A 21,233-nucleotide genomic window follows, 5' to 3' on the forward strand; every position below is an offset into this window, starting at 1 on the left:
AATCGACGGTGAATTCTTCATGAACACCCCTGAGTCATGCATATGCCCCGCGCGATGGACAGCGGAATGTCTCTCCACGGAATTGTCCGCTTCATCGTTGAAGCCTGCGCCATCCAGAGATACGAGCACTGATCGCGAAGCTATCGCCGACATTAGCGGAGCCTAAATCGGGCGTCAACCGTGACAATCTGAATTCAGTAATATGACATCCATGTTAAATGACGCGTGCCGGAGCACCCACAGAGCCGGCGTTGCCAGTTCGGCCGACCGCGCCGCCCACCCGACAGACCGCCCCTGACCAGGCACTCTGATTACAAACCGGTCGGTTGGTCGCCATGCGTTAACGCATTGTGCCCCAATAGGTTTCGGGACTGTTTACCCAAATCGGCCGCCCACCAGGGCATTTCGCCGCTAATGTCGGAGCGCATGACGAACACCAGTGAAGTGGATGACCTCGTTCTCACTCCCGCGGTGGAACTCGCGCAACGTATCCGCGGCCGGTCGCTTTCACCGGTCGAAATCGTCGATGCGTACCTGAAACGCATCGATGCCCATAACACCGCGATCAACGCCTACGTGTGCGTCCTTGCCGATCAAGCCAGAGCGGCGGCGCTAGCGGCCGAAAAGGACGTGATCACCGGGCGGTTACGGGGACCTCTGCACGGCGTCCCGATCGCCGTCAAGGATCTGTTCGATTTCAAGGCAGGCGTGCCGAATACCTTCGGCGTCAAGGAATTCCAGGCATATGTGCCCGCGGAAACCGCGCCGCACGTGACCAGACTCGAGCAGCTGGGCGCGATCGTCCTCGGTAAGACGAACACCCCCGAGTTCGGGCACAAGGCCACCACCGACAACCGACTGTTCGGCCCAACCAGCACACCGTTCGCGCCCGGACACAATGCGGGTGGGTCCTCCGGCGGCAGCGCCGCGGCCGTCGCCGCGGGGATGTGCGCACTGTCGCAGGGCTCCGACGGCGGCGGCTCCGTGCGTATTCCGGCCGCGATGTGCGGCGTCGTCGGCCTCAAGCCTTCTTACGGACTGCTCGCCGGTATCGTGCGACCGGACGCGTTCTTCACCCTCGATCCGTTCATGGGCAATGGCCCATTGGCCAGGTCGGTCGAGGACTGTGCGCTCATGTTGGACGCGATGGCGGGCTTTGACGCGCGGGATCCGGGCAGTGTCCCACTCCCCGAACAGCGCTACCGCGACGCCGTCCTCGCCCCCGTCGCCGGCTTGCGCGTCGCGTATCTGCCTACACTGGGCGGCTTTCCGGTGGCCGAGGAGGTGCGTGCGGTCCTCGACGAGTCGGTACGCGCGCTCGAAACAGCGGGCGTGACCGTCGAGATGCCGGAGGCGACACTACCCGCGCCGCATCAGGAGATCACCGATCTGTGGATGCGGCTGACCGGCTCGGCGATGGTGTGTCTGATGGAGATGTTCGGCGATCTCGGTCTCGATCTGCGCGCGGTGGCCTGGGCGGACCTGCCACCGCACCTGCGCGCCGTCGCCGACCGCGGCTTCGCACTGAGCACTGTCGAGAACCGCCGAGACCAGTTCCTGCGCACGGCGGTTTTCGACATGATCAACGGCATACTGGAGGACTACGACGCGATCGTCACCCCCACAACCGCGGTAGCGGGCGTCGCCAATACCGAAGACGGCTGGACCGTCGGCCCGGACACCGTCAATGGCGAGTCGGTGGATCCACTGCTCGGCTGGTGCCTCACCCACCCGTTCAACTACAGCGGGCACCCGGCGATCTCGGTACCCGCAGGCACGAGTCCAGTTGGACTGCCGGTGGGAATGCAGATCGTCGGCCGCCGCTTCCGCGACGACACCGTACTCGGCCTCGCCGCAGCCTACGAACGAATCCGACCCTGGCAGCACAACTATCGAGAACTGTTCGTCTGATCGGGTGAAATCGCTGGGCGCACAGCGACTGCCGAATTGACGTTCCGCACCAAAGTCAGGTGGTCTGCGCGCCGCAGGCACGCAGACCATTCACAACCCTCATCGCCAGAACGAGACTCAGATGCGCAGCACGCTGGTTCCCAGCTTGACCGCCACGACCGGTAGGTCGTGAACGGAGAACAACCGACCCGTATCGACGAGCCGGTTGTTCCGCATGCGCGACGCTTACGCTGTGCAGGACCGAGGGCCGGGCCTTCGCTCGCTCATCGCGATGTCAGCCGATCTGCGTTGCGACGGGGGCACTGATGTCACCGGCGGCGTGCAAGGTGTTGTATGCCTGCGCCAGGGCAGCGATCCCGACCGGGACGCCAACCACCAGGCCACCGATGATGGGGCCGACGGCTGCCCCGATCCCCAGGCCAGGGATACAGCCACCGATCGCGCCGACGACCGCGCCGACGACGCATCCACCCACGAGCCCCACCACGCCACCGGCCATGGTGCCCATTGTCACGGCCAGCATGAATTCGTTGCCAGCCTGACTCAGCGCATTGTCGATATCGGCCTGCGGATTCGCACCGTCGACTGCCGCAACCGGGGCCGAACCCCCGAGAGACGGTGAAAGCGGCTGCACCGCAGTAGTATTCGTCTGATCCTGCGTCACCGGCAGCGTCGACGGCATGGCACTGCTCGAGGTGTCGGCGCTGAGGTTGGTCGGTTCCATTTCTGCGGCCGTCAGCGTGGTTGGTGCGGGGGCGGCCGTAGCCACCTCTGCGGTGAGGGTCATCAAGGTCGCGGTCATCGCGGAAGCGACGATGATGCGGGTACGGTGGTTCACTGTATCTCCTACAGACAACATGGTTTTCTGTGCTGCCAGCCGAAATATGCTGTGCAGCAAGGTGATCGGAGGCGAGACGATTGCAGGACGCTCCCCCGATCACGTTCGAGGCCGCGCGGATTACGCGGATTCCGGGGCGGGTTCCAAGACGACGAAGATCTTGGAGGAGGGCTCGAGCGTCTCCCATTGCCCGGTGAATCCGCGCGGGAACAGGAATGCCTCACCGGCGCGGAACACTCGCCGCTCGCCCGTATCGTCGATCACAGCGACACTGCCGGTGAGCATTACGCAGATCTCGTCGACCGGGTAGTCGACCACCCGCAGCACACCCGGTTGCCCCTCCCAGGCACTGCCGATCATGCGGCCGGTGGCGTCGGAGCAGCCGCGCCATTCGACTTCCGCCCAGTCTGCGGAGGCGGTCCAGCCTTCGGGCCACTCGGGCACCACTCGGGTGCCGATGCCCAAACCGATGGCGCGCACGTCCTTGACACCGATGGTCATGAGTTTCCCTTTTGCGCTTCCAGGATCGCGCCGAGCCGGCGCAGTGCGTTGTGTGTGATCTGTTCGGTGCAGAAATCGCGTTCGATGAGGCCGTTGACCCATTCGCAGGATCCGGCGTTGACAACCGTGCCTGCGCCGCGGGTGAACACGCCGACCATGCCCGCGCCGTAGTGGCGATCACGCTGGTATTCGGGTACGTCATCGCCGTAGAGAAACGGGAGCAGCATGTCCGCCTCGAATGCCGGTGCGCCGAGCGGGACCTCACCGTTCCATCGGTCTTCCGCGCCGACGACGGCCGGAGCCAGCGCCAGGATCTCCAGGGTGTCCGGAGCCCCGTCTTCGAAGGTCGGGTAGGGCAGCCCCTTCCGGAAGGTGTAATCGACACCGTCGAGTTCGAAAGCCGCGGTGCATACCGGAGCGCCACCGATCACGTCGCCGTAGTACAGATCGGTGCCCTCGAAAAGCCAATGCTCGGGCCGATATACGGTGAATCCACCGCTGGAACGCGGTACCGCGTTGCCATACCGGCTGTACACACCGCCGAAACCGGTCAAACCCATGGTCTGCGCGCCCGGGCGACCGACGATCGGAGCGTCCCACGCGGTAGTGACCCGGCTCGGATCGGTGGCATGGAGCGGGTCGAAGGCGGGGATCTTGTAGCAGGTTTGGGTAGCGCCGGTGTCGTCGAGGCGGACCTGCCAGAGGAAGTTGCCGGCGAAGCGGGCGACATTGCTCCCGTTGTCGACGAAATCGTCTACGGTGTCCCGCATTTCGGCTGTCCAGTACTCATCGTGCCCGACGATCACCAGACATCGGTAGTCACTGAGCGATTCCGGACGGAAGTGCAGGTCGTCCTGGGTCAGGTAGTCGAAGTCGTAGCCATGGCTCTCGGCCCACACCACGAATGGCCGCTCGTAGGTTGCCCAGAACGCGTCGGCGTGATGGCGGGAGTAGCCGCTGGCGAACGCCCACTCGTATGCCTCGTGATGTGGCTGCCAAAACGGTGGCGGGGTGTACTCGTGTCGGCTGCGCGGTGCGCCAACGGGTTTGCGCAGCATCCCCCGCGCGATAGGGCGTTGCGTGGACACCACCGGCGCGGGGATGTCGACCTCCGGATCGTCACCGACACCGCGGTAGTGATTCGCGCCGCCCCAGTCGTTGTATGCGGTCATCGTGGCGGTGGTGAGCATCAGCGCGTATCGGGTACGTCCGGCGACGGCGGACCGCAGGACGAAGAAGTGTTCGCGCTCATAGACCCGACCTTCGACCTCGATCCGCGCGATCACCAGGTACATGCCCGAGCGCCACTGCTCGGCGATGGGGATGCGCACCGCGACGGGCCAGCCGCAGCCGACGGCGTAGCTGTCGGCCGGGGTCGGGTGGGACTCGCCGGGCAGGTCGTCGAGCCGGTACACGATCTCCGGATGCGCTCCGTCGCGCACCACTTCCAGGCTGTAGCGTTCGGCGGTGGTGTGCACGTGCACCGCGACCGAGTCTCCCGTGATGTAGGAGAATTGGTCTGTGTAGCACCAGATTTCGGGTGTCGAAGGATCGCCCCCTGGGATCTCGCACTGCCATCCCGGCACGGACCAGGCGTGTCGCGGAAGCCGCTGCTGTTCGGTCATCGAACCACCTCTGCTGTGGGTAGGGTCTCGGTATTGCCGGATAGGCGTCGGTATCGATCAGGTGCCGCGGCGCGCAGCCACAAGGCTCGTCCGACTCCGATTGCGAATCCCACCGCCAAGGGCGACAGCATGATCGCGTTACCCACCGGTCCGAGGCCGGTCAGCATCGGCATGTTCTTCATGAGCAGCGCCATCACGGCAACGAGCAGAATCGTCGCCAGTCCCGGTGCGATCAGCCTCTGCCACAGCGTTTCCCCGCCCGGGGCGTGCCGCAGGTAGCGGATCACGGCGATGCAGACGGCGATCTCGAGCGCCATCACACCGACCAGCGTCGGGGTATTGGTCCACAGCACGATCTGGGTGTAGGGGTCAAGGGATGTCAGGCCGAAGCCGATCAGAGTGCAGACCACCACCAGGGTGTGCACGAGCCCGGCCGACTGCGGGGTCTTGGTTCGTGCCCCGGTGCGGCTGAACCACGCCGGCAGCACCCCGTCACGGCCGAGCGCGAACAGATACCGGGCCCCGGCATTCTGCAGCGCGAGCGCGCCGGCGAAGAAGCTGGTGATGATGAGCACCTGCATGACCGAAGTCATTGTCGCGCCGACATATTCGGTATTGAGGTCGAACACCAGCTGAGACGGGTCGCCGGCCAGGAGTTCGGCCAGGCGGCTCGGGCCCGCGGCCATGAGAATCGTCCAGGAGATGAAGGTGTAGACCACCGCCAGCACGACGATCGCGATGTAGGTGGCGCGCGGGACGGTGCGCTGGGCGTCTCGCGCCTCTTCGCTGTAGATGGCGGTCTGCTCGAATCCGATGTACACAACGAAGGTGACCGCGAACAGCGCGCCGATCGATCCGGTCATCAGGTGCGCGGGATTGAAGCTGTCCGCCGAAAGCCCTTCGTGTCCACCGCGGATCAATACGGCGATGGCGAGCACGAACAGGACGCCCACCTCGGTCAGCAGTAAGACCGCCAGCACCTTCGCGCCGATATCGACCTTAAGGTACGACAGCAACGCGACAACCGATCCGAGAACGACCGCCGTCATCTGCCACGGCACGGCGGCTCCGAGGAGCAGGGCGATTCCCTCGGATGCGAAAACGCCTGTGGCGGCGAGGAATCCGATCTGGCCGAGAGCGTAGGAGAGATAGGCGACCATGGCCGCCCCGGCGCCGATGGTGGGTCCGATGCCCCGGCTGATGTAGGCATAGAAGGCGCCACTGTTGCGGACGTGCTTGCTCATGGCTGTGAAGCCGACGGCGAACACGACGTACACGATCCCCGCGATCAGATATCCGGCGGGCGCGACCTGACCGGCGATCAGGAACCCGAGCGCCGCGAAACCGGCCATGACGGTCAGCGGTGCGGCGGCGGACAGTACGAAGAACACCAGATCGGTGGTGCCGACGACGTCGGATCTGAGCTCGGTAGATGCGGGCTGCGTCCCGGCGGTCACACCGGTTTCGGAGTGTTTCAACGGATCCCTTCCGAGCGCGCCGACGAATTCCGGACGAGGCCCGCCTGATTGCAGGCCAGCACCGAGAGCAGTTCGTAGGCCGCGTGTGCTGCGGCGATCCCAGTGACCTCAGCATGGTCATAGGCCGGTGAGACCTCGACGATGTCCGCGCCCACCACGTCGAGCCCGACCAGTCCGCGCAGGGTCGCGAGTAGTTCTCGGCTGGACAGGCCGCCGGCTTCCGGCGTGCCGGTGCCGGGCGCGAAGGCGGGATCGAGTACGTCGATGTCGAGCGATATGTACACCGGACCAGTGCCGAGCCGTTTGCGGATTCGCTCCACAACCTGCACAACGCCGTCGTATTGATAGTCGTCGGCGTGCACCACCTGGAAACCTAGGCACTCGTCGGACCGCAGATCATCGGAGCTGTAGAGCGGGCCACGGACTCCGACGTGCAGGCAGCGACGTGGGTCGAGCAGACCTTCCTCCGCGGCACGTCGGAAGGGAGTGCCATGGGTGAAGCGCGCGCCGAAATAGGTATCCCAGGTATCGAGGTGCGCGTCGAAATGCACAACGGCCACCGGGCCGTGCTGAGCGGCGACCGCGCGCAGCAGTGGCAGAGCGATGGTGTGATCACCACCGATGGTCAGCAGGCGTGTTCCTTTCGACAGCCAGCTTCGGGCCTCGCTCTCGATGGTGGCGACGGCTTCGTCGATGTCGAAGGGGTTGACCGCGATGTCTCCGGCATCGGCGACCTGGTGGACCGCGAACGGATGCACGTCCAACGTCGGGTTGTACGGTCGCAGGAGCTTGCTGGCCGCACGGACGTGTCCGGGGCCGAAGCGCGCTCCCGGTCGGTAGCTGACCCCGGCGTCGAAGGGGACTCCGACGATCGCGACATCGGTCCGAGCGACCTCGTCGACACGCGGCAGTCTGGCGAAAGTGGCCGGGCCGCAGTACCGGGGAACTCGGCTCGCATCGATCGGGCCGAGGGATTGCTGGGATGACATGGCAAGATGCTAGGTGGGCCCCGGAGCCACCAGCCATCGACGCAATGTAGAAACCTCAACGAACCTGATGGACACTGTGTCTATGCCTTTCACTGTCGCAGACCTGCTCGAACTGGCACAATTGCGGCTCGAGCTGATCGCCGGGCAAGAAGCAGTCCACCGCACGATCGACGCCGCACATGTAACTGAGCTATTGCGGCCGGGTAGCTGGCTGCAGGGCGGCGAGCTGCTCATGACTGCCGGGTTGCAGTTGTCCACGGACGAAACACAATGGCGCGACTTTGTTCGTGATGTGGTCGACGGCGGGGCGAGCGCGCTGGCGCTGGGGCTGGGGCATGGCTTGCCGTATCAGCGAGCGCCGACCGCCCTCGTTGAAGCCGCTGAGGCCGAGGGGATTCCACTGCTGCTGGTGCCGGACGAGACTCCGTTCATTGCCATCACCAAGGCGGTTTTCGCGGCTCATGCCGCCGAAGAACGACAGGTGCTCGAACGCACGCTCGCCGTGCAGCGAAGGTTGACGGTCGCGGCCGCATCTGGGGGTGGTCTGGATGGACTGATCGGAGTGTGGTTCCAGCTGACGAGCCTGCCCGCGATAATCACCGACCCGCTCGGCCGGGCGATCGCCACCGTCGGCGACGAGACCGACCGTTTGATGGAAGCCGCACGCGGGCTCATCGATGAAATAGCACCGCACGGTCTGCGTGGCAGCTCGGTAACCGACATCGCCGGACGGGCGCTCAGCGTGCAACCGGTCGGCGCCGGCCGGGTGCGCGGTTACGCCCTGCTGGTCGAAGCGGACGCCCGCGAAATCCGGCTCATGAAATCGGCCTTGACCTCATTGGTCACTCTCGAACTCGAGCAACGGTATCTGGCCGGCGACGCCGAGCGGCGCGCACGGGCGCTGGCTCTCGATCAGGTCCTCGCCCCGAGCGCGGGCGCGAGCGCGATCCGAGACATGTTCGACCAGTTGGGCATTCGCACCAGTTCGGTCGTGGGATTGGCCATCGAACCCCCTGCGGGACGCACCGAAGAACTCGCCGCCGATCTGGCATACGCGTTGCCCGGCGGTCTGGTGCGCACCCTGGGTAGCGGCGTCGAAGCGATTGTCATCGACGGTACGGATCTGCCGTTGCTGCTCCGTCGCTTCGCTGCCGAACAACCCGCCGGTATCGGCGACACTGTCGCGCCCGAGCTGGCGGCTTTGTCTGTGCAGCAGGCGCGTTCCCTCCTGCCCGTGAGCGCTCGGCTCGGGCGGCCGGCCACCTCGCGAGAAGGCAGCACCAGCAGTCTGCTGCTGTCGATCGCTTCCCCCGACGTGCTCACCGCGTTCGCCGAGAACACGCTCGCGCCGATCGATATCGCCGATCAGACCGGTGAACTGGTCAGCACCCTCCGGGCTTGGCTCGATACGAACGGCACCTGGGACGCCACGGCCGAGCGGCTCGGCGTTCACCGCCACACCGTCCGCAACCGAATCTCCAAGATCGAGAAGCTGTTGCGACGGTCATTGGAACCCGCCGCCACCCGGCACGAGCTGTGGCTCGCCCTCCAGGCTCGAGATACCCTCGCCGCGCCGATCAGCGGTGTGCGCTCATGACGTGCTTGATGCGGGTGTACTCCTCCACGCTGTACATCGACAGGTCCTTGCCGTAGCCGGAGTGCTTGAATCCGCCGTGCGGCATCTCCGCGGTCAGCACCATGTGGCAATTCACCCATACCGCACCGAAATTCAGCGCGCGCGCCATGCGTTCGACGGTGCCGTGATCACGTGTCCAGACGCTGGACGCCAGCGCATAGCGCACATCATTGGCATAGGTGATGGCCTGGGCCTCGTCGACGAACGGCTGGACCGTCAGCACGGGACCGAAGACCTCCTCCTGAACGATCGAATCGCTCTGGCACACCCCCGTGATGACGGTTGGCTCGACGAAGAACCCGCTGTCTCCCAACCGTTTACCTCCGGTTACGACCGTCGCATGAGAAGGCAGCGCGGCCATGGTCTCCAGCACGGAATCGAAGTGGCGACGGTTGTTGAGCGGGCCGCAGAAGCTGTTCGGATCCTCGGGTTGCCCCGGCCGTAGGCTCCGGGCATTCTTCGCCAGCGCTTGCACCAGATCCTCGTGGATGGATTCGTGCACCAGCACGCGTGTGACAGCGGTGCAGTCCTGACCCGCGTTGAAAAACGCCGCCTGCGTGATATCAGCGGCCGTGGACTCGATATCGACATCGGCGAACACCACGGCCGGAGCCTTGCCGCCGAGTTCCAGATGAGCGCGTTTGAGTCCGCGCGCGGCCGACTCCGCGACCGCCATCCCGGCTCGCACCGATCCGGTGATCGACGCCAAGCCCGGCTCCGGGTGCGCCACCAGCGCAGCGCCGCTCGTCGCGTCGCCGAGGATCACGTTGAAAACCCCGTCCGGCAACAGTCCCCGGGTCAGCCTCGCCAGGACCAGAGTGCTGTCGGGGGTTGTATCACTCGGCTTGAGGACAACCGTGTTCCCGGCGGCGAGTGCCGGACCGATCTTCCACATCGCCATGAGAAACGGGTAATTCCACGGCGTGATCTGAGCGACCACGCCGATCGGTTCGCGGCGGGTATACGAGGTGAACCCCTCGACGTATTCGCCCGCGGACCGGCCCTCCAACAGACGGGCCGCGCCGGCAAAGAACCTCAGCTGGTCGGCTCCCGCCGCAACCTCCTCCGCGGCGATCACAGCCTTCGGCTGCCCGGTGTTGCGGCATTGCGCCGCAACCAGCTCGGAGCTGTGCGCCTCGATGGCATCAGCCAGCTTCAGTAGAGCCGTCTGACGCTCCCGGGGCGTCGTTGCGCCCCAGCTCCGGAATGCCTGTGCGGCTGCGGCCACCGCCGAATCGACCTCCGCCGCGGTCGAAACCGGTACCTGACCGGTGACGGTCTCGTCGACCGGATTCACCAGCTCGAGCACGTCCTCCGATTCCGAAGCCACAAACTTGCCGTCAATGAAATTCTCGAGCACACGACTCGCCATGTCTCAACTGTCCATCCATGTGGGGAGCGATCAGGTCGAGTGTGCGCAGCGATAGCCGCGCAGCGCTACGACGCCGTGTACAACTGTCATGCGGTCTATTCGACGCTACGTCGGGCGAGCGAGATCCTGCGACGAGAGCCGCCGATGGTGTAGGCGTCGGACCGCAGTGCCCTGCCGGTCTTTCGACACAGTGGGTTTCTACGGCCCGCCCTCCGAACCCGGACGCGCATGTCTCCGCGCATCCGGCTCTCCACATGTTCGAGCCGATGGCGCGTGGTCGGTGCCGGGTTGCCAATCTGCCCATGGTGCAGGGATTTTGGAGCCCCAATAGATCGGCGGAGAAGACAGGGATCCGTCACATCGACGAGGGCTTCGGGAGAACTGCACGTACGGGTCGATGTGGCGGGAGCTGGGAACAGGGCGGCGACGCCACCACGCCAGCCCCCGACGCTACTCAGGCGACGACAACATTGAGAAAGAGCACGACCAACGTCGCGATCGAAAACACGAGGAAGACCACGGCTCCCAGCATGTTCCGGTCGCCGCTGCGGATGTGGGCGACGATCGCGCCGGCGAAGTAGAGCACCAGCCCGATCGCGGCGGCGATCGCGAAGGGCGGGAACCAGATGCCCCCGATAAGACCGACCGTCGCGGCGATCTGCAGGCTCCCGAGCACGCTGAGCTGTGAATTGGTGAGGTGGACCGCTTCGGCGAACTGGCGTATCCACACAGGGCGGACGAACTTCATCACCCCGGACTGGAGCATCGCAAGGCCGAGCAGGACGGACAGGATCAGGGCTGTGATGTGCATGGCGGAAACGCTAAGGATCCGATAGGTACCCTTTGGTAACTTTCGGATCGTGAGCCCTCCCACCGGAACCATCTTCATGTCCGACTGTCCCGCGCGCACAGCGATCGAAGTCATCGCGAACAAGTGGTCCGTAGTAACCCTGTACGCGCTCAAAGACGGCCCCAAGCGGCACAATGAACTTGTCGCTCTCTCCGGCGGGATCTCCAGGAAGGTGCTAACCCAGACCCTGCGCCGCCTGCAGAGCAACGGCCTCATCGATCGACAGCGGTACGCCGAAGCGCCCCCGCGGGTGGAATACAGCCTGACCCCGCTCGGCCGGACGCTCCAGGAGCCGATAGCAATGCTGACCGAGTGGGCGCTGACGCACGGAGAAGCACTCGTCGACTTCCAGGAATCGACAGCCGCGAACCCGACGCACTAGATGGGTGATTCCTGATGGCCACCCTCGAATGGGACGATCTCACGGCTTTACGCACCGCGTTCGACTCCGAAATCGGTCGGGCCGTCGCCGCAGACGTCGCAAACCTGGCCCGCTACGCCGAGGTGCGCAGCATGATCTTCGAACTTGAAGATCTTGCAAACTGAGCACCCAACGGGAGTGCCACCAAATGTACTGGTGCACAAACGAATTGGCATGTACCGCAATTTGGATCTTGAACCGAGGCGTCGTGGCTGCGTATGGGTCCGTGGAAGGTCCCCGATAGCGGTCCAGCCCGATGCAGAGCCCGGTTGTGGTTGTTATCGGTGTTCGGATTTCGCAGGTCACGGGTGGTGTTCGTGGTCGCATCGGACAGTGCCGTGTTCCGGTTTGGTTGGTGACCTGTCTTCTGCGAGATTGATTGCCGGACAGGTGATTCGGCATGCCGCTACCGGTCGATGGGGCGAGGGTGTCGTAGATCAAGGTTGTGAGCAATGAACTGGACACCCTCGCCACTGCACTCTATGCCACAACCGATGATCTGCTGAAGGCCCGGCCGGACCTGGCTCCGCTCAGGTTGCGACCGCCACAATATTTCTATAAGATAATATTGATATCATATAATATCATCTCGGTAAGATAGCTTCGGCTAGCGTCTCGAGATCATTGCGGCTCCGGCCGAACGCCAGGCCGCCACGATCTGGACTCCAGTCATGCGTTCCCGATTGGGCCGATGCTGATTACTGAGCTTCATCCACTATCAATGGAGAATTTCATGCCGAATACCGATCGTGTCGCCGTTGTCACCGGCAGTGGGCGCAGCATCGGCCGGGCGATCGCGCTGCGCCTGGCCGCGGATGGGGCGAAGGTCGTCGTCAACTACAAGAGCAATACCGAGGCTGCCGAGGAGGTCGCCGCTACGATCGAAGCAGCCGGTGGGCAGGCCACCGTCGTGCAGGCGGATGTGGCCGATCCGGCTCAGCTGACGTCGCTGTTCGATGCTGCGGAACACCGGTATGGCGGACTGGATGTGTTCGTGCACAATGCCTATGGGTTCGCTGCCGGTCCGATCGCTGCGGCGTCCGACGAGGACTACGCGCGGTCGTTCGGTGCCAACTCCCGGGCCACGTTCGTCGCGCTCCGAGAGGCCGCCAAGCGGGTACGCGACGGCGGCCGGATCGTGTACATTTCGTCGTCGGCCACCCGGGCGAGCGACCCGTCCACGCCGCTGTACTCCGCGAGCAAGGCGGCGGGTGAACAGCTGGTTCGAGCCTTCGCCCGCGAGGTGGGGCCACGGGGAATCACCGTGAACAGCGTATTGCCGGGGCCGACGAATACCGATGCGATGCAGCCCATGAAGGAGATGTTGACGGAGCGGGTCGCCCGGACACCGCTGGGCCGCTTCGGTGAGCCCGAGGATATCGCCGATGTCGTAGGTTTCCTGACCTCTCATGATGCTCGATGGGTTACCGGTCAGAGCATCGCTGCCGACGGAGGCCTCACAGCGTGACAGGCAGGCCATGTTCAGCGACATCCCACAGGCTCAGCCGTTGACAGTGCGGGGTACAGGTCACGGCCTCGTCGCGTCGGTAACCGGCGTACTCCCTCACGCCGCCCCATTGGTTCAGACAAAAAGCGACTCGAACCGGAACCCGCGCAGTCGCATTGCGAGCAATCGACCGGCGGCAGCGTTCACGAGAAGACCGCCGAAGAGATCGAATCGCCGGCAGCGCCGGATGCACCCGAGAGCTCCTGCGCGCCAACGGGATCCGTGCCACCTCGGGACCCGCTCGCATTCCGTCGCGTTGGGGTGGCAACGTGATGGTTCTCGCCTTCCCAAGGACACGCGATGCGCCTACGAAGTCCTGCGGCGCAACGCGGTCCGAGGTGGATGTTCGCCCATCCGACCGATTGTTCACGGTCGCCGAACGGCGACCACTTTGCCAGAAAGGACCGGGCCAGATGGCCGACAGCAGTGCAGTATCGAACAGCGAAAACGAATCAGCCGGGGTCGACTTCGACCTGCTGTACCGCGGCGAGACAGCCGCTCAGGGCTTGAGCTTCGAGCGGGTGCCCTGGGACATCGGCAGGCCGCAGCCACTGCTCGTGGAGTTCGAGAAGGCGGGCAGTATCACCGGCGAGGTTCTCGACGCCGGTTGCGGACCGGGCGACACCGCCATCTACCTGGCCGCTCTCGGGTACCGGGTAACCGGGCTCGACATCGCGGCCACGGCGATCGACCAGGCACGCCGCCGGGCGGCCGAGCAAGGGATGTCGATGGTGTTCGAGGTCGCCGACGCAACCGTCCTCGACGGATACGACGACCAGTTCGACACGGTCGTCAGCAGCCAGCTCATTCACTGTCTGAATCCCGAGCAGCGCCGCGCGCATGTGGCCGCGCTGACCCGGGTGCTCAAACCCGGCGGCCGGTTGATCCAATTCAGCGCCAACTTCGCCGACGGCGTCGAAACCTTCGGGCTCTATTCCATCTCGGAGGACGAATTGCGTACCACGTTCACGGCGCCGGACTGGTCGATCGTCGGTCTGCGAGCCGGCCATATGGAGGGCACCAGGCCGCCCGAGCAGTTGTTGAATCAGTTCGCACAGTACAACTTCCACCCTGAATTCACCGATGACGGAATGATGCTGATGCCCGTCTGGGCATTGGAAGCACAGCGACTCTGACGAACTCGCCCGTGCGGGTGGCTCGTGCAGCACCAATACGGCGCGGCATCGGCTGAGCTCGATCGGACGTTGACGCTGGGCGGCGCGTACGTCCTGGTGGTCGAACTCAACCGAGCCGTCGCGATCGCCCGAGCTGGCGACCCCGCTGCGGCGTTGCGCGCGTCGACCACCTCGACCTTGACGGACACCTCTACTTTTACTCGACCCTCGGCGAGTTGTTTACGGCACCTCGGCCGTGATGCCGAGGCTCGAGCGGCGTTTCGCCGGGGCGCTCGAGCCGGCCACCTCGACCCCGAGCGGCGGTTCCCGACCCGGCGGCTCGAACAGACCTTCGATGAGACCGACACTGCGGCTCACGCCTTGCTCGACACCGGCCACACACCGGAGCCTCGACAATTACGTCTTTGACGTTATATGAATCTCATATCTTATGGGATAGGCTGGTTCGAGTCAGCCGGATTGATCCGGGACCAACTCGAGAAGGAGCTGCTATGTATCTCGTCACCGGCGCAACAGGGGTGATCGGTCGCCCGCTCATGGACACACTCCTTGCGAGCGGAGCACAGGTCAGGGCGGTGACCCGACAGCCAACCGTGAGCCTGCCCCAAGGGGTCCACGCCGTGACACCCGACGATCTCGACTCCGCCCTGCAGGGCGTCGATTCCCTGTTTATTCATCCACGAGCGACCAAGGACGACATCGCGAGACTGCTCGCCCACGCCGCCGAACACCGCGTCGGACGTGTAGTGGTGATGTCGGCGATCAACGCCGACGACGAAGTGTCGCTGCAGCCTTCATGGTTCAACGGCGACCGCAATACCGAGGTCGAACGCGCGGTTGTGCACAGCGGATTGCCGTGGGTGAGCGTACGGCCGAGTTCGTTTGCGATGAATACGCTTTCGATGTGGTCCGGTCAAGTGGCCAACGGCGACACGGTGTTCGGTCCATTCGCCGAATTCGCTGAGCCACTGATCCACGAGTGGGACGTCGCCGACGTGATCGCACGTGCCATGGTCGATGATTCACTGCTCGGCCGAAAGATCCCGATCACCGGCCCCGAGGCGCTGCGTATGGACCAGCTTGTCGCCATTATCGGAGAAACGATCGACCGGCCATTGGGTTTTCAAGAGATCCCCTCCGAGATGGCCACCCAGGGCATGATCGCGCACGGACTCGACAAGCAGTTCGTGGACGCCCTGATGGCTCGATACGCCCGCGAGATCAAACGGCCGATCGCGGTGACCACCAATGTCGAGGACACCCTCGGCCGTCCGGCTCTCCCGTTTGCCACCTGGGTAGCCGACCACAAGGATGACTGGTCATAACACGCAGTATTCAGCTCCCGACGCATGGCGGAGGGTGCTCCTCCATCGGCCTGCACGCCCGGCCAACATTATCGCCGAGACCGTGCAGGCCGCCGACGTTCCGGTCACGCTGTCCATGCTCGGCGGCGAACCCGTCGACGCCGGTTGCGCCCTCATGACCCTCGCCGCGGGCTGCCGCGTCATTGAAGCGTGTCGCCGGGCGCTACGTCGATCGCGGTTCGGTACACCATCGGTCGCGCGGTGACGTCGAGTTCGGGGTCGTTGTTCATCCGCTGGATCGATTGCTGCCACTCCGGATCGGTTCGCGCCGCGTCCAGTGCCGTACCGCTCGCCCATTCCGCGACATTGATGAACGTCAGCTCGGCGTTGCCACTCACCGCCTGGAGCATTCGGGCGCGAATGAATCCTGGTGCCGACGTCATACACCGAGCGTTGTCCTTCCAACGGCTCAGGAAGCGGTCCTTCTGCGACATGGGCACGGAGAAGGCGTTGATGAGTGTCACAGGCTGTTCGGTGCCGGAGGCCATGTGGCCGGTAGGAAGAGTCATATTGTCATCTTAGATGACAATCCTGTTAGTTTGCTACTGCGATGACGCGCGGAATCAGCCAGCTCCTGGTCGGCCGCCCAGCGTGGGCGGGATGGATGGGGCCAGGCCGCCGGCGGTGCGGCGTGGGCGGTGTCGAACAGTTGCTGCCAGGCGTTTTCGGCGCGCCGGCCGGCAGGTAGATGCCAGATCTGTCGCCGTCCAGACGATGCCAGCTGGTGCGGCGCTGCCGCCTCCCGGCATATCCCGGCCTCGTCGACGGCGTCGCTGAAGGTGTGGCCGGATTCCAGCGACGGCGGCGCGCGGCCCGCGTTACAGAGGCCGCGGACGAAATGCCTCGACGGTAGTCAAGCCGTAGCGACCGTCATTCCATGTCCGCCGCTCTCCGATCCACTGACGACTGGCGACGATCAAGCGCAGCGACACTCAGACAGCAGAAGGCAATCACGGCTGCGACGGTGCGTACAGCGTGCGAGACCTGCCAGCGATCACGCACTGTCACCCAATCCGGCGGCGGCATCGAGACGATCCAGTCGCGCTGATCGGCGTTGATCGGCAGGTTGACGACAACCGTCAGGATCAGAACTCCGACGAACAGGACCAACGCGAAAGACGGTAGCCAGCGCGCGGCGCCCTTCTTCCGGAAGGTCGCCACGACGAGAATTGCGGTCGCAAGCAGAGCGGGAAGCAGAGTCACCGTGGCAAGTACATCCAAGCCGATCAGCTCGATTTGCCGGACCTGCGCGTATACCGAACCGACCTGATCGCGCATCGAAAGTTCTAAAACGAGAACCGTAGTGAGGAACCCGGCGAAAATACCACCGAACAGCAGGCCAATTAGTCGGGCGATCCGGGCCAGCGTTGGTTCACGCTGCTGCTTCTCAGCGGCGAGCATGATCCCTCCATTCTTTGTATTCAGTAATATACGAGATACATATTAGATATGAGATCTGCTACGTGCCATATGGTTTCCGTAACACTTGACGAAATCGTTCCTGGCGGCACCGCGGCGGCCTGACTCGCTATCGCTTATGTCGTGTGCGAATCCTGTTCGTCCACAGAGAGCTCGTTATTCGGCGGCTGAAGCTCGAAGTGATCGCGGACTTCCTGCTGCGGACCGGCGCAGCGGGTCGCGAGACAGCGGAGGAGTTGGCAGAGGCTGAGAGGTAACAGCCCATTTGTGTTGCCGGGTTTTCTGGCCGTTCGGTTGCACCGCTGGCGCTCGGCTTCGTCCTCGGTCAACCTCAGCTCACGCTTCGGCCGCCCCAACCGCTCACCGTCACGCAATCCGTCCCGCCACGACTGGACAAACCGCGCGAGCCAGGTGCCCACCGTCATCGCGGTCACGCCGAGATCGTCGGCCAACCGCTCATAAACCACCCTGGCTCGGCGCAAGCGAGCAGGCCGTTCGATGCGAGCCATCGCATGGCGCACAAGGGGTGGGTTATTGTCATCTTATATGACAATATGACTAGCTTGCTACTGTTGATGCGTGCCGAATCAGTTGTTGGACGATCGAGGGGTGTTCCTGCTGTCCCAGATCGGCCATCACGTCTCGCGCAGGTTCACGACGCGGCTTGCCCCGCTCGGACTCGACCCCGCACACTTCGGGATCCTCAACCATCTCGCCACCGCCGACGGGCGCAGCCAGCAGGAACTCGCCGACCTTCTGCATGTTCACCGCAACGCCATGGTCGGGCTCGTCGATGAACTGGAAGAACGGGGATTGGTCCAGCGCCGACCACACCCGGCCGACCGCCGCGCGCACGCGATCCATCTGTCCGATCGCGCTCGCACGCTGCTCGCAGCCGCCGAGGTCGAGGCCAATGCGATCGAGGACGAAATTCTCGCCCCGCTCGATGAGGCCGACCGGACCCAGCTCAAGCGACTGCTGCGCCGCGTCTCCACACACGCCGGGTTGCCTCCTGGTGTACATCCCGGTCTGCAGCGCAGACAAAACACGGCCCGCACCACATCAGCCGAACACGCCGATCCAACAGGTAACAACCGGCCGACACCGTGACACTCGAGGAAGTAACGACTGATGCCAACCGCGGAACTCCCGACAGCAGGTCGTCACGCAGACGGTCCTGATCGCGAAGTCTGGTGCGACCCGCAGCCTGGTTACGTTGCTGCTGGCTGACGAAGGTCGCCGCCGCATCCGCCTCGACCTACTCAGCTCGATACGGGCCGGAGGGCAGAGTTAGCGGGCGAGTGGGTGCCGGAGCCGGTCGTACCGAGTGGATCAATGCAGTTGGTGTCGTCGGCGCATGTTGACGCGCGGACACTGAATCGACTGAAGGCCGTTGCCGATCGCCGCCTGAGTCCAGACAAAGCAGCCACGAAGCGCACTTGACATCCCGATTAGGAATCGTTTGCCGGGACGATCGGCACGTCGCCACCGGGTCCAGGTGACAGCGGAACCAGTGCTGCGGCAGGCGGGCTGGCCGGAATGCCAGGCCCCGGCGCTGGCACGATCGGGGGCGGAACAGGTGCAGGATCCAATCGTGGGGCCTGATCACCCTGCTGCTCGGCTGGGACAGGAGCGTCGCATCTGTTAGCCGAGTCCGAGGTCTCACATGTCGCGTTCGGGGGCGCGGGAACAATCGGGGCTGCGTGTCCGGACGCCGCCGCGATTACCGTCGATGCCGAAACGCACCAGGCCAGGATCCAGCCCTGCCAGCATCGCGGAGTGCACATCACAACCACGTCGGGTCCCCGTAAACGGCTGTCGAATTGTCGGCAGTAGCTGTGGATATCGTTACGATCGCGAAGGAACGCAGACTGACCTGACCGAGACATCCGTCGATCTTGATTTCTACCTGATCGATAGATATCGAGCCGTGCGCTCCAGCAAGCATCTTCGTGCCGAGCGGAATGGAGGTGATGGTGCCGGGCTTGATGTTCACTGCAAAACTCGGCATGAGCTGTGCGCCGGCACCGACCGCGACTCCTGGCGCGGGTGCGACCGTCACCATCACATTCGGTCCTGCCATGGCGGCCAGTCCGGCAGTGAGACCGTTGGTGACATCGGCCTGGCAGCCCAACTGATACCCCAGCTGTACTGTCCCGGAGTTCACCGCTGTTCGCCCGGTTCCGGTGATATCAGCGGCCGCCGTCAGGCTGACGAAACCCTCGTGCGTAAACGGCGAATCAGCCAGATTCGGCTGCCTGTCAACACTTTCCGCAACTTTCGTGATCTGCAGTTCCCAGCCGTCCACGGTGCCGACAGCGCGAGATTTGTCCGCGATCGGATCCGCCGAAGCAGTGGCGCAAGTGCCGAATATCGTGGCGACCGATACAGACAGCAACGCTGCAATCGAGCCCTTCATCAATGTCCTTCCGTAACTTCTGTAGGCGACCCAACGCCGACCTACGTGGAACCAATGCCTTCCGTCGGGTGCATGGCTATCCCGGATCAGTGCCACCATTGCTGGTTGCGATAGCGGCGTTCCCACAGCAACCGGTTGATCAGGGCGACCGGACCGGGCATCGCGGCCAGGAAACGACGCCGCTGTTCAGGCGTTGCGTCATCGAGAACCCAGGGGATATAGACCGCGGCACCCGATGGACCCTGTTTTCGGGCCATTGCGCCTCGGAACGCATCCCAGTCCTTCGGAGTCAGGACTTCCTGGATGAGTGGCAATGCACTGCTTTCCTCGTGTGCCATGTGCTGGCTCAGAATCTCCGTCAGCTTGTGGATGCTCTCCGGCACATCGGCGGACTGTCGGCGCATCCCCTTCTCGACGGCGGCCAGGGCTGGGTCCAGCGCCGCGTGCTCGGCTTGCATCTCCGCCATCAGTGCCCGGTCGTGCGGGCGATCGGGCAGCGCGTCGAGCACGCGCGGCCATAGCGCGGCGTCCTCGACGCTGTGATGAACATGCAGTTGACGGTTGAAATTCGCCCATCCGGCGCGGACACCAGGCGAGTCGGCGAGACCGGACTCCGCGGCCGCGGCCAGTCGGCTCAGGTCGCGGCGGAAGGCATCGTGCGTCGCGTACATGACGGCGAAATCAATAGGCATAACAGACCTTTCGAGTACGACAGGACAGATGCGTCTGTTCGGCTCCGACGGGACGAACGCTCATGTGGTCAGGTCGCCGTTCGAATTCGGGTTACCGCCGACATGGCGACGCCCGGATCCAGCAGCATGGACGCGCCTTAGCGACCAATCGTCCGGCCACGGGGATAGCAACGATCATCGCGACCTCCTCCGCCCGGTGAATCGCTCACACGAGTCGCCGCAGGAACCGTAAGACACGAGAATCATATCAATTATTTTGAAACAGATACTATATGATATACGTATCATATCGAGTGATGCTTGCCACTTCGCGGTCGGACCAACAGGTGTCCCCGCCGCAAATTCCGGCCCTACTCTGCCGTTGCGGCATCGATCGCCGGGTTTGATTGGCGCGTGGTGCGGGCCCGCAGCCGGTCAGGCCTTACCGGTTTGTCGATGGCCCGAGACCGCGAGCACATTCAGACATACGAATGCGACGGTGGCGGCGATGGTGCGGATCGCGTGCGCGACCTGCCAGCGATCTCGTTGAACAGCCCAGTCTGCTGGCGGCGCCCCGACGGTCCACCGACCTTCTGCGGCGGTGATCTGAACGTTGATCGCCGAGGAGATAGCGAACACGGTCAACAACAGCAGCAACGCGGATAGCGCCCACCACTTGGCCGCCCCCGGCCGCCGGATCGTGACGACCACCGAGAGCGCCGCGCACAGCATCGCGGGAATCAACGTTGCACCGGAAAGCCATGGGATCCCAATGAGATTGATCTGCGCTACCTGCGTGTACACCGAGCCGTCGAAGCGCCGCAGCTCCAATTCGAGGACCAGCAGGGTGAGCAGAGAGCCTGCATAGAGACCGGTGAACACTGGCCCGGCGAACCGAGCAACCTTGGCGGCAGGACCCATGATGCTGATACTCCTTACTGGGCAACCGATGCGGGAGAGCCGGTCAAATAATGTGAATTCAATATTATATGAAGCAGATAGTATCCGACGTGGCAAATGGATCTCGGTCGGGCCCCGGCGTCGACGACACGTTCACAGCGAACCAGCGTCATCACCTCTGCCGCCATTGCCGCAT

At 64.1% G+C, this 21,233-nt stretch carries 22 protein-coding genes; 8 read left to right on the plus strand and 14 right to left on the minus strand.

The genetic code is table 11. The features are described from left to right. Positions 1–426 precede the first annotated feature (426 nt). Complete coding sequence (locus tag ACWEO2_RS28135; protein WP_452408070.1) at positions 427–1,911, plus strand: amidase; 1,485 nt, start codon at positions 427–429, stop codon at positions 1,909–1,911. A 274-nt stretch (positions 1,912–2,185) separates the two neighbouring features. Here the strand turns inward: ACWEO2_RS28135 and ACWEO2_RS28140 are convergent, their stop codons facing one another. The 5 genes from ACWEO2_RS28140 to speB form a co-directional block, all read right to left on the minus strand. Beyond that, positions 2,186–2,749: a hypothetical protein gene (locus ACWEO2_RS28140; RefSeq protein WP_452408071.1), complete on the minus strand. Its 564-nt coding sequence runs from the start codon at positions 2,747–2,749 to the stop codon at positions 2,186–2,188. A gap of 120 nt (positions 2,750–2,869) precedes the next feature. Beyond that, positions 2,870–3,250 carry a cupin domain-containing protein gene (locus ACWEO2_RS28145; protein WP_452408072.1) on the minus strand — a complete coding sequence of 127 codons (381 nt, stop codon included), beginning with the start codon at positions 3,248–3,250 and terminating at the stop codon, positions 2,870–2,872. After that, positions 3,247–4,875 (minus strand): N,N-dimethylformamidase beta subunit family domain-containing protein, encoded by a 1,629-nt coding sequence (locus ACWEO2_RS28150; protein ID WP_452408073.1) that lies wholly within the window; start codon positions 4,873–4,875, stop codon positions 3,247–3,249. Before ACWEO2_RS28150 ends, ACWEO2_RS28145 begins: the two co-directional genes overlap by 4 nt. Continuing rightward, positions 4,872–6,353 (minus strand): APC family permease, encoded by a 1,482-nt coding sequence (locus tag ACWEO2_RS28155; protein WP_452408074.1) that lies wholly within the window; start codon positions 6,351–6,353, stop codon positions 4,872–4,874. The genes ACWEO2_RS28150 and ACWEO2_RS28155 overlap by 4 nt, the downstream gene beginning before the upstream one ends. Beyond that, complete coding sequence (gene speB, locus ACWEO2_RS28160) at positions 6,350–7,342, minus strand: agmatinase (protein WP_452408075.1); 993 nt, start codon at positions 7,340–7,342, stop codon at positions 6,350–6,352. Before speB ends, ACWEO2_RS28155 begins: the two co-directional genes overlap by 4 nt. An 82-nt stretch (positions 7,343–7,424) precedes the next feature. On the opposite strand from speB, the gene ACWEO2_RS28165 reads away from it, so the two are divergent. Next, positions 7,425–8,939 (plus strand): PucR family transcriptional regulator, encoded by a 1,515-nt coding sequence (locus ACWEO2_RS28165; protein WP_452408076.1) that lies wholly within the window; start codon positions 7,425–7,427, stop codon positions 8,937–8,939. Here ACWEO2_RS28165 and ACWEO2_RS28170 read toward each other — a convergent pair. Both ACWEO2_RS28170 and ACWEO2_RS28175 read right to left on the minus strand, forming a co-directional pair. Next, positions 8,920–10,350, minus strand: coding sequence for an aminobutyraldehyde dehydrogenase (locus ACWEO2_RS28170; protein WP_452408077.1), 1,431 nt, complete (start codon positions 10,348–10,350; stop codon positions 8,920–8,922). The genes ACWEO2_RS28165 and ACWEO2_RS28170 overlap by 20 nt on opposite strands. 454 nt (positions 10,351–10,804) lie before the next feature. Next, a complete protein-coding gene (locus ACWEO2_RS28175; protein ID WP_452408078.1) occupies positions 10,805–11,161 on the minus strand; it encodes a DoxX family protein in 357 nt (118 codons plus the stop codon). 49 nt (positions 11,162–11,210) lie between these two features. Between ACWEO2_RS28175 and ACWEO2_RS28180 the strand changes: the two genes are divergently transcribed. From ACWEO2_RS28180 to ACWEO2_RS28195, 4 genes are all read left to right on the plus strand, one after another. After that, a complete protein-coding gene (locus ACWEO2_RS28180; RefSeq protein ID WP_452408079.1) occupies positions 11,211–11,582 on the plus strand; it encodes a winged helix-turn-helix transcriptional regulator in 372 nt (123 codons plus the stop codon). A 14-nt stretch (positions 11,583–11,596) separates the two neighbouring features. Further along, positions 11,597–11,746, plus strand: coding sequence for a hypothetical protein (locus ACWEO2_RS28185; RefSeq protein ID WP_452408080.1), 150 nt, complete (start codon positions 11,597–11,599; stop codon positions 11,744–11,746). Positions 11,747–12,354: 608 nt separating this feature from the next. Then, positions 12,355–13,089: an SDR family oxidoreductase gene (locus ACWEO2_RS28190; RefSeq protein WP_452408081.1), complete on the plus strand. Its 735-nt coding sequence runs from the start codon at positions 12,355–12,357 to the stop codon at positions 13,087–13,089. Between the two features lie 452 nt (positions 13,090–13,541). Next, positions 13,542–14,264 (plus strand): class I SAM-dependent methyltransferase, encoded by a 723-nt coding sequence (locus tag ACWEO2_RS28195; RefSeq protein ID WP_452408082.1) that lies wholly within the window; start codon positions 13,542–13,544, stop codon positions 14,262–14,264. A gap of 219 nt (positions 14,265–14,483) precedes the next feature. Here ACWEO2_RS28195 and ACWEO2_RS28200 read toward each other — a convergent pair whose 3' ends face one another. Beyond that, entirely contained in the window at positions 14,484–14,642 is a 159-nt protein-coding gene (locus ACWEO2_RS28200) for a hypothetical protein (RefSeq protein WP_452408083.1), read from the minus strand. 113 nt (positions 14,643–14,755) lie between these two features. On the opposite strand from ACWEO2_RS28200, the gene ACWEO2_RS28205 reads away from it, so the two are divergent. Then, on the plus strand, positions 14,756–15,589 hold the full coding sequence (locus ACWEO2_RS28205; protein ID WP_452408084.1) for an SDR family oxidoreductase: 834 nt from the start codon (positions 14,756–14,758) through the stop codon (positions 15,587–15,589). A gap of 179 nt (positions 15,590–15,768) precedes the next feature. Here ACWEO2_RS28205 and ACWEO2_RS28210 read toward each other — a convergent pair whose 3' ends face one another. The 3 genes from ACWEO2_RS28210 to ACWEO2_RS28220 form a co-directional block, all read right to left on the minus strand. Continuing rightward, positions 15,769–16,137, minus strand: coding sequence for an antibiotic biosynthesis monooxygenase family protein (locus tag ACWEO2_RS28210; RefSeq protein WP_452408085.1), 369 nt, complete (start codon positions 16,135–16,137; stop codon positions 15,769–15,771). A 361-nt stretch (positions 16,138–16,498) separates the two neighbouring features. Further along, on the minus strand, positions 16,499–17,029 hold the full coding sequence (locus ACWEO2_RS28215; protein ID WP_452408086.1) for an anthrone oxygenase family protein: 531 nt from the start codon (positions 17,027–17,029) through the stop codon (positions 16,499–16,501). A gap of 134 nt (positions 17,030–17,163) precedes the next feature. Beyond that, positions 17,164–17,499: a hypothetical protein gene (locus ACWEO2_RS28220; protein WP_452408087.1), complete on the minus strand. Its 336-nt coding sequence runs from the start codon at positions 17,497–17,499 to the stop codon at positions 17,164–17,166. A 127-nt stretch (positions 17,500–17,626) separates the two neighbouring features. Between ACWEO2_RS28220 and ACWEO2_RS28225 the strand changes: the two genes are divergently transcribed. Further along, positions 17,627–18,157 (plus strand): MarR family winged helix-turn-helix transcriptional regulator, encoded by a 531-nt coding sequence (locus tag ACWEO2_RS28225; RefSeq protein ID WP_452408088.1) that lies wholly within the window; start codon positions 17,627–17,629, stop codon positions 18,155–18,157. Between the two features lie 676 nt (positions 18,158–18,833). Here the strand turns inward: ACWEO2_RS28225 and ACWEO2_RS28230 are convergent. The 3 genes from ACWEO2_RS28230 to ACWEO2_RS28240 form a co-directional block, all read right to left on the minus strand. Continuing rightward, positions 18,834–19,466, minus strand: coding sequence for an MspA family porin (locus ACWEO2_RS28230; protein ID WP_452408089.1), 633 nt, complete (start codon positions 19,464–19,466; stop codon positions 18,834–18,836). 86 nt (positions 19,467–19,552) lie between these two features. Continuing rightward, positions 19,553–20,158, minus strand: a complete 606-nt coding sequence (locus tag ACWEO2_RS28235) for a hemerythrin domain-containing protein (RefSeq protein WP_452408090.1) — start codon at positions 20,156–20,158, stop codon at positions 19,553–19,555. A gap of 414 nt (positions 20,159–20,572) precedes the next feature. Further along, positions 20,573–21,058: an anthrone oxygenase family protein gene (locus tag ACWEO2_RS28240; RefSeq protein ID WP_452408091.1), complete on the minus strand. Its 486-nt coding sequence runs from the start codon at positions 21,056–21,058 to the stop codon at positions 20,573–20,575. Between the last annotated feature and the right edge of the window lie 175 nt (positions 21,059–21,233).

The organism is Nocardia sp. NPDC004278, assembly GCF_053602975.1.